We start from the raw sequence: 8,344 nt of genomic DNA on the forward strand, positions 1-8,344 counted from the left end.
CAGGGTGGCCCGCAGGGTGGCCCGCAGGGTGGCCCGCCGGGCCCGATGCCGCGCATGCCGCGTGGTGGTGAGACGACCGACTCGGCACCGCCAGTACCTCCGGTAAACTGATTTCGAGCTACGCAGAAAGCGAAAAACTTAAGCGGAGAAGCCGGGGCGCTGACAAGTGACCCGGCTTTTTCGTGGCGCGGACTTGCCGCCGTGCCTGCGGAGCCGCCCATTTCGCGGTTCACACTCACGCCGAGTTCAACTGTGCATCGTTCGCTGCATGTCGCCCTGGTGGCCGCCGCCTGTTGTTCGGCCAGCGCGCCACTCACCGCGCAGTCCACGCCACCAGCCGCTACCGCGACAGCCGACTCGGCGCTAGCCGAGTCGGTGGCGCGATGGATCACGCTGGCCGCGCCACCAAGCGGTGAAGCGCATGCCCTCGACGCGTTGCGCCCCATGCTCCCTGGGTGGACACGCGACAACATGGGCAATCTGGTGAAACGCGTGGGCAGCGGATCGCCACGCCGCATGATCGCCTGCGCGATGGACGTGCCGGCCTTCGTAGTCAGCGGCATCACCGATCAGGGCTACGTGCGTCTCCATCGCACCGGCGTGGCCGCACATCCGTTGTGGGATCAGTTCCACGAGGCCCAGCAGCTACGTATTCTCACGGTGCGCGGCGAAGTCATCGGGGTGGTGGCCATCGCCAACGGACACTTCGCGCGACAGCATCGTGGCGACACCGCTGTGGTGGGCGTCGATCAGCTCTGGGTCGACGTGGGCGCGAGCACGAAAGTGCAGGCCGAAGCACTGGGTATTTCATTGCTCGACCCCGTGGTCGCGTGGCGACCGGTGTGGAGCTACGCCGGTTATGCCTCGGGGCCGGCGGCCGGAGCACGAGCCAGTTGCGCGGCCGTGGCGAGTGCCGGCTCGGCGGCCACCGCCGCGTCGCAGCCTGGTGAAACGATCTATGTGCTGTCGTCGCAGCGCAGCTTCGGTTGGGTCGGACTTGCCGCGGTCCTGGCGCGCGCCGGGCGGGTCGATGCGCTAACGCTATTCGACGAGGGGAAGGCGACGGGCAGTTCCGCCATGCTCGGGGTGGCGCGCCTCGGGCAGTCCAAACGGGCCATCACCCGCGTAGTCGCCTCCACGGGGCTCGACAGTGTTCGCGTGGTCTCCCCCTCGGTACGCTTTGCCGGCTCGCTGGTGGAATCGGTGGCGGCGGATGACGTGCGCACCGTAATGCAGAGCGCGGCGCGCGCCGGTGGCTTGACCGCTGTGCCAACGTTGCTGGCGCCGTTACTCGACACCGCTCGTGCCACGATGTTGACGCGCGGGCCACGCCACGACGCATACGGTGCGCTCGAGAAAACGTTCTTCGCAATCGCCGACCTGCCCGGGGTGCCCGGCCACGAGTGGCGCGTGCGCGAGGCGATCACTGCCTTGCTGCCGGCGTGGGCAAAGTCGCGGGCAGTGGTGGATAGTGCTGGCAATCTGATCGTGGCGGCTGGCCCCGACCGTGACTCCGTGGCGTTCATCGCGCACATGGACGAAGTGAGTTTCGAGGTGGAAACGATTGCGCGCGACGGTACGGTGCGGCTGGCGCGTCGCGGTGGAGTCGTGCCGAGTGCCTGGGAAGGACAACCGGCGGCCTTGCACTTCGATCGCGTGGGCAGCGACGCCGCCGCGCCGTCATTGCGTGGCGTGTTCATCCCGCGTGATTCTGCGCGCGTCAAGGCGCCCGCCTCGAGCTCCGCATGGTTCGGTGTGGATTCGGCCACACTCGTAGCGCAGGGCGTGCGCGTGGGCAGCGCCGTGACCGGCTACAAGCGCGCGGCGCGACTGGGCGGCACGCGTCTCACCGGGCGTGGCAGCGACGATCGCACGGGGAGCACGGCACTATTGCACGCGGTGCAGCGCATCGATCCGAACACCCTCACGCGCAAAGTGCTGTTCGTGTGGTCGGTACGTGAGGAAGGCGGCCTGAATGGCGCCGGTGCGTTCGGCGCGAATCACGGCCGTTCGCTGCAGCGTATCTACAGCGTGGACACGTTCGTGAGTTCGGATACGCCGCTGGAGGATCCCGCTTTTGCGTACGCGCCGCTAGGCAAGGGCTTCGTGTTGCGCGGGCTCGACGACGGCGCCATCTCGCCACCCGCTGAACGTGCACGCGTGCTGTCGGCCGCGCGGGCGCAGGGAATTCCCGTGCAGCAGGGCACCACGCACGGTGCCACCGACGGATCAGCGATTGCGCCGTATGGCGCGCCAAATGTGGGGCTGTCGTGGCCCGGGCGATATTCACATACGCCCGGCGAAGTGTTGGACCTGCGCGACGTCGATGCACTCGTGCGCATCATCACCGCGATGGCGGTGGCCCGATAAGCGAAGGTACGGCAAGCGCTGGCCCGGTCGACGCTCTGCAATGCACTGAGAACCTGGCGCCGAGTGACAGATCCACGCGTGTACTCGTAGCGAGTTGCCTGCACTACGGCAGAGCGATACGTTCAGCATGGTCCTCGCTTCGGGGAGCGCCAGTAGCTTCTCCAGAGTCATCGATCACCGAGAATCGCAATGCGTCGCGTAACACGTCTGTCTTCGCTACTATGCCTGCCGCTCTGTTGCGTGTTGGGCCCCCTCGTACTTGCGGCACAACGCGCCCCCCGCGTCTCGGTCGGTGCCATGCGCATCGCGGTCTATGATTCCCGTATTGTTTTCGATTCGATGCCTGAACGGGCGGCCGTCGAATCTGAATTCGCACTCGAGCAGGCAAAAGCGCGTACGATGCTGGCGGAAGCATCTGATTCACTTCGACAGACGCTCGACGAGTACACAAAGGCCGAAGCGCGCCTGTCGCCGCGTGAGCGCGAGGCTGGCTCGCTCCACCTGCGCGCGCGAGAATTACTCGTCGAAGAAATGATGGCGAACCTCGATGCGCTGGTGTTGCAGCGGTTGGAAACGCTTCGGCGCCCGCTGCTCGATCGCATTCGCAAAGCGGTGCGGACGGTCAGAACGCGCCAAGGGGTGCAGCTGGTGATCGATCTTGCGAGCGAGGGTGTAGTCATCGATGCTGATCCTTCGATTGACGTGACGGCAGCGGTGTTGGCGGAGCTGCGTAAACCCGATCCCGCCCGTGAGCCCGACGTGTCGGCGCCCGAGCGGTGGCGCTAGGTCGACGTCGCTGGGAGCATTCCTATTTCCGACCGCCGACTATCCCACCAGTGTCTTTTCCCGAAGCGCCGGGAATAGTGAATTGACGTCTGGCGTAGCTCGAGAATCCCGATAGATTAGAGCGGAGAAGGGGAGTAGCGCCGCAGGCTTCGATCCGCGCGGCCGATTCGTCAACACTGCGCCCGCGAGAGCGCCCGGATCGGTTGGGCTCTGCATCCGTAATTGGATGATCAGACTGTGCGAGACCTTCGCAACCCGGACACAATCGTGTCCGGGATCTGCGAAGTGACTCGCGCTTCGCCAGACTCTCCACTGTGAGTGTGTTATGTCAATCCATTCTGCTCCGCGCAGCCGCTCCGCCGTTGGCTCGCTGTCGTACGCGCTTCTGGCGGCTTTGTTCGTGCTTCCGCTTGGTGCGTGTGCCACCATCCGCCAGGACGAAATCGGCGTCAAGACGCGTTTCGGGCGCGTGACCAGCGGTCCGCTCAACCCGGGCGCGCAACTGGTGTTCCCGGGCGTCAACTCCGTACTGCGTATACCGTCACGGGTGGTCAACCGCGAAGTGCGATTGGAGATGCCGACGCGCGAGGGGCTCAACGTGGCCGCCGAGGTCTCTATTTTGTATCGGGCCAAGCCCGAAGCCGTTCGGCGGATTCTCGAGACCAGCGGATTGCGGTACGAGGAGGATGTGATCATTCCGGTGTTCCGCTCGGCCGCCGCCGATGTGAGCTCGCGGTACATGGCGAAAGACCTGCACTCGGGCACGCGCGCGGGCATCGAGGCTGCGATCAGGACGCAAATGATGGAAGTCCTCGGGCCGCGCGGCTTCGAGGTGGAGAATGTCCTGCTCAAGAGCATCCGGCTGCCGGCGGACCTCGCCCGCTCGATCGAGGAAAAGCTCGAAGCGGAGCAGCGCTCCGAGCAGATGCGGTTCGTACTCGATCGTGAGAAGCAGGAAGCGCAGCGTCGCATCATCGAAGCGGGCGGCATTCGCGATGCGTGGGCGATTATCGCGCAGGGGCTGACGCCATCCATCATCTCCTATCAGTCGATCGAGGCGTTCCGTGAACTCGCACGCAGCCCGAATGCCAAGGTGATCGTGACGGACGGGAAGGCACCCATGCTGCTCACTACCGATACCGCCGCCGAGGTAGCCGCGCCGCGCGCACCGGCGGGTAATGAGCCAGCAATCATGACGGCCCCAGGGCCGCGCTTGATGCGTCCAAGCACACCAGCCCAGACCACGACGCGCACGCCGTGACTGCGCACAGGTCGCTTGCAAGGAGAGCGCCATGAAGCGAACGCCAACGAGTCTGCTTTCGTCACCATGGGTTCTGTCGATAGCGCTTGCCCTGTGCACACCGGAGTACGTGCAGGCCCAATGGTCGGCGCGTGGCTGCGGGCCGCACGACTTCCCGTCGGCGTGACAGCGGAGGCGTTGCTGATGTAGTTCACCGACGGCGCGACGCGGGAAGGACTCGATCGCGCGCGCGTCGGCGCGCTCACGGTGAACGTCACGACGCGGCGCCATGATCGAAGGCTCGATCTTTACGGGATCGCGGGCGCGGGATGGGACTGGCTGGATCGGATGGCGCCGGGCTATCTCGATCGTCAGGCGCTAGGGTTGAACGTGGGGGTTGGAGAGGTTGTGGCGCTCGGATCCACTGACTTCTTCGTGGAACTTCGGGTGCATGCGGTGCGCGCCACAGCCCACCTGGATGACCTTCATGCCGATTCTTGTGGGAGCGCGGTTCTGATGCCTTGGGATCGGCATCTTACCGCAATCGCGGAGCGACGACAGCGGTCGCTCCGCGTCGAACACGTCAGCAAAACCTTTCACTCCCATGCGTATAGCCCTCGAGCACTTCGTACGGCGGCACCTCAGAGAATGCAGTGTGACCGGAGTGTCAGCAGCCAACCGCGTGAACATGGGTTCATTGTTGAACCGCGTCGTGCTCGCAGATTGTCAGGCGCAGCACGTGGGCGAGCTGTTGCCTGGTCTGATGCGGCGGCTGGGCGTCGCGATCGCGTGTGGGAAGGATCCTGAAGTACTGTTGCTCGATGTAACATTGCTCGGGCTCGCCGAACGGCGCCATGTCGCACAAATGGGTGGGTATCAGCGCGGGGTAGTTCTGGCCGCCGTGAGTGCGCCGCGGATGATATCCAGTCCGCGCTCAAACCCTTTGCCGAACGAGTAACCCGGTTGTAGCACGTGTTCGATGGCAAACGCACGAAGATTCGGATACTCGTCCGGCGGAAACTGCTCGAGCATCGAGTGCGTCATGGCCTCGATCTCGTCGGCGCTGGCCCCAGGCAGGCTCCGTTCCTGGAGCACGAATCCGAACACGTACGAGTCCAGCAGGGCTCTCATGTTGGCGGCCCCCATTGAGGTTCGCGAATCCATCAAGCCGACCGCCCAGCGGTGTTGCATGAGAACGCGATGGACGGATTTCGCCCTCCACCGAAGCGCCGTGTGTCACGAAAGCGCCGGCGGTGGGAGGCCGATCTCGTCGTGCACGATATCGATCATCCCGTCGAGAATCTACTCTTTGTTCGCCACGTGATGGTAGAGCGACATCGCCTCGACACCGAGCTCGCTCGCGAGTGAACGCATGGTGAGCGCGTCGACACCGTGCGCGTCCGCCAGCGCCATCGCGCGCTCCAGCACCAGCGCCCGGGACAGTGGCTGACGAGTACTTCTGGTCCGCTTCGTCCGCTGTGTCGCCACCCTCCCCTCCTCGAGAAAAAGTCTGTGAAGTGACCGCGTCGCCGTTTCTGGCCGAGGGCCGCCACAAAAGGTATACGGCGCCAGGCTTACTGCTCGTCGGCCGACGGACCGTACAGCCCCGGCACCGACACGCCCAGCAGGCGATAGTACAGCGTGAGCTGCGCGCGATGGTGAATCATATGGCTGATCACCATGCCGCGAAGCATGGCGAGCTTGGGCTGCGCCATGAGGACCTGGGGGCCCATACGGAGCGTCCACGTTTCCTTGAGCTGTTCGTCGGTGACGGTCGCCAGCGCCTTGCGCAAGCCGTCAAGGCGCTCGTCGAACACCGCCACGAAACCGGCGGCAGTGGTCGGAGCGGTGAACGGCGGCATGGGCTGCGCGAAGTCGAGCTCCGACGTCGTGAGCGTCACCGTGCCCCACATGCCGAAGTCGAGCAGGTGGTTGGCCAGCTTGCCCAGCGGCCACGACTTCTCGTGCGGCGTAAAGTCGAGATGCGCTTCGGGAATACGCTCCAGCATTTTGCGGGTGTTGGCCATCTCGTGTTCGAGATCGGCAAGTGCGGTGTGAACGAGAGACATGGGTGTCGGGGCTGACGGTGGAATGGAGTGCTGCGGGGAGGTACCCTCGGTCGCGCGCCATGCGGCGACATCGACCGGGGTGTCGAGATCGAAATTGCCATGCCGAAGAGAAACCGTTAGGGTGTCCTGCTGCCGGAGCAGCCCGCGGGCCCCTTGGTCGCCGTCGAGCGCCGCCAGTGACGGCCAGTCGGCGCGCGGCAGCACCGCCGGAATGCCCCGAACCGTCGCGCCGTCGGGGCCAGGGTAGGCCGACGCCACCCGCATGCCGCCGTGGGCGGAGCCGGAGTCCGCAGCCGACATCAGCGCCGTCAGATGCTCAAGGGTGACCGTCGGCATGTCGCAAGTGGCAATCAACACGGCCTGCACGGTGGCAAAGCGTACAGTGTTCAGAGTTGCCACAGCCAGCGCGATCGAGGTACCCATTCCCATCTCCCAAAGCGCATTTTCTACACAACCTACCGAAAGCATAGAGACAGCATCGCGTACTTCTGCGGCGTTCGCTCCAAGCACGACAAAAACTGGCGCACAGCCAGCGTCCAGCAGCTGACGAGCGGCTCGCTCCACCATCGTCACGCCGTTCATCTTGAGTAGCTGCTTCGGGGACCCCAGCCGGCGAGAGCCGCCCGCCGCCAGGAGCACGCCGGCCACGGTCATGGCGCCACCGTTGTCCGGCCACCCTTTTCCGACAACCGTCAAGCCGGTCGGTCGGCCAGCCCCGCATCGCATTTCGACGACACCGGTCCGTCATGCTCAAACACCCGAGGGGTCGGCGTGCGAGCATGGATCGGGCTCTGACGCTCCCGCAGAAAACCGGCCGGGCGGCCATGGATCACCGCTTCGATCTCTGCAATCGCCGACAGCGCGATCGAGGCCGGACTCTCGCCGCCGAGGTCAAGGCCGATCGGGGCGTGCAAGCGGTGACGCATGCGCTCCGTGAGGGCCGTGCCGCGCGCACCCAACGCGGTGTCCACCGCGTCCAGCAACTGGCTCGCGCGCGTCCGCGACCCCAGCACGCCGATGTACGCCACTGGCAATGGCAGCAACGCCGTCAGCCACGCGAGGTCCACGTCGAAAATATGCGACAGCAACGCGATCGCCGTACGGCCATCCTGTGGCAGCGACGCCAGCAGTGTTTGAAACGCATCGGTCTGGTCGGCCCGCACCACATGCGTTACCACATGCGTTACCACATCCGTTGCCACATGCGTGGTCACTTCGATCGGCAGATGCAGCTCGGCCAACACCGCGGGGCGATGATCGATCACGGTGACCTCCCACTCCATCGCGCGCGCGATATGCACGAACGCCTCGGCCCCACGCCCGGCTCCGATCACATGCAGCGCGATCGGTGCCACCAACGGCTCGATGAACAGCGCCGCGGCATCGTCGCAGAGGTCGTGCAGCAACGGATGCGCGGTGCGTTGTGCCGCGCGGGCAGATTCTCGCAACTCCGGCGCCGCGATCCCATGGACCTGATTACCGATGGGGCGCCAGGTGCCGGTCGCGGCATCACCATCGAGCACCGCGCAACTGCTGCCGCCACCATGTCCGTCGAGTACCGTGAGCACGGCGCCGTTCTGCCGCCGCGAGCGTATCGCGTCGACATCGGCCAGCCACGACGGATCTGGCAACGGCTCGAGCAGCAGATGGGCAATGCCGTCACAGGCCGCACCGAAGCCCCAGATTGCCTCCAGGTCGGCCCGCAGGTCGTACATGAGTCGCACACCGCGACCGGTGGCGCAGACCTCGGCCGCCCTCGCAGCCACGTCGCCCTCGAGACAGCCGCCGCTGATCGCACCGGCCAGCACGCGCCCCTCGGTGTCCACCAACAGGCGGGCGCCGGGCTGACGATAGGAGCTGCCGTCAACCTGCACGAGCG

Annotated in this window: 8 protein-coding genes; 3 read left to right on the top strand and 5 right to left on the bottom strand. The window is 65.5% G+C overall.

All coding sequences use genetic code 11. The annotated features are described in order from the left end of the window. Nucleotides 1-252 precede the first annotated feature (252 nt). The 3 genes from ACESNG_RS16995 to ACESNG_RS17005 all read left to right on the top strand — a co-directional run bounded on the left by ACESNG_RS16995 (nucleotide 253) and on the right by ACESNG_RS17005 (nucleotide 4,417). Nucleotides 253-2,370 carry a M20/M25/M40 family metallo-hydrolase gene (locus ACESNG_RS16995; RefSeq protein WP_373069931.1) on the top strand — a complete coding sequence of 706 codons (2,118 nt, stop codon included), beginning with the start codon at nucleotides 253-255 and terminating at the stop codon, nucleotides 2,368-2,370. A gap of 297 nt (nucleotides 2,371-2,667) precedes the next feature. Beyond that, the gene (locus tag ACESNG_RS17000; RefSeq protein WP_373064132.1) at nucleotides 2,668-3,156 is read left to right on the top strand and encodes an OmpH family outer membrane protein; all 489 of its coding nucleotides are present in this window, start codon (nucleotides 2,668-2,670) and stop codon (nucleotides 3,154-3,156) included. 325 nt (nucleotides 3,157-3,481) lie between these two features. Then, nucleotides 3,482-4,417, top strand: a complete 936-nt coding sequence (locus ACESNG_RS17005; RefSeq protein WP_373064134.1) for a prohibitin family protein — start codon at nucleotides 3,482-3,484, stop codon at nucleotides 4,415-4,417. 673 nt (nucleotides 4,418-5,090) lie between these two features. Here the strand turns inward: ACESNG_RS17005 and ACESNG_RS17010 are convergent. From ACESNG_RS17010 to ACESNG_RS17030, 5 genes are all read right to left on the bottom strand, one after another. Then, nucleotides 5,091-5,252 (bottom strand): hypothetical protein, encoded by a 162-nt coding sequence (locus ACESNG_RS17010; RefSeq protein WP_373069933.1) that lies wholly within the window; start codon nucleotides 5,250-5,252, stop codon nucleotides 5,091-5,093. Between the two features lie 20 nt (nucleotides 5,253-5,272). Continuing rightward, entirely contained in the window at nucleotides 5,273-5,527 is a 255-nt protein-coding gene (locus ACESNG_RS17015) for a hypothetical protein (RefSeq protein WP_373069935.1), read from the bottom strand. Nucleotides 5,528-5,698: 171 nt separating this feature from the next. Beyond that, complete coding sequence (locus tag ACESNG_RS17020) at nucleotides 5,699-5,884, bottom strand: TetR family transcriptional regulator (RefSeq protein WP_373064140.1); 186 nt, start codon at nucleotides 5,882-5,884, stop codon at nucleotides 5,699-5,701. An 86-nt stretch (nucleotides 5,885-5,970) separates the two neighbouring features. Next, on the bottom strand, nucleotides 5,971-7,119 hold the full coding sequence (locus ACESNG_RS17025; RefSeq protein WP_373069937.1) for a DinB family protein: 1,149 nt from the start codon (nucleotides 7,117-7,119) through the stop codon (nucleotides 5,971-5,973). Between the two features lie 38 nt (nucleotides 7,120-7,157). Continuing rightward, the coding region (locus tag ACESNG_RS17030; RefSeq protein ID WP_373069939.1) for an XdhC family protein at nucleotides 7,158-8,344 on the bottom strand (1,187 nt) is incomplete at its 5' end.

Source organism: Gemmatimonas sp. (assembly GCF_041689975.1).
GTDB lineage: Bacteria > Gemmatimonadota > Gemmatimonadetes > Gemmatimonadales > Gemmatimonadaceae > Gemmatimonas.

What these genes read in the sequence shown, in the direction of transcription:
- ACESNG_RS17000 (WP_373064132.1), top strand. Translation starts at nt 2,668, where the DNA reads ATGCGCATCGCGGTCTATGATTCCCGTATTGTTTTCGATTCGATGCCT.
- ACESNG_RS17005 (WP_373064134.1), top strand. Translation starts at nt 3,482, where the DNA reads ATGTCAATCCATTCTGCTCCGCGCAGCCGCTCCGCCGTTGGCTCGCTG.
- ACESNG_RS17010 (WP_373069933.1), bottom strand. Translation starts at nt 5,252, where the DNA reads ATGGCGCCGTTCGGCGAGCCCGAGCAATGTTACATCGAGCAACAGTAC.
- ACESNG_RS17015 (WP_373069935.1), bottom strand. Translation starts at nt 5,527, where the DNA reads ATGAGAGCCCTGCTGGACTCGTACGTGTTCGGATTCGTGCTCCAGGAA.
- ACESNG_RS17025 (WP_373069937.1), bottom strand. Translation starts at nt 7,119, where the DNA reads ATGACCGTGGCCGGCGTGCTCCTGGCGGCGGGCGGCTCTCGCCGGCTG.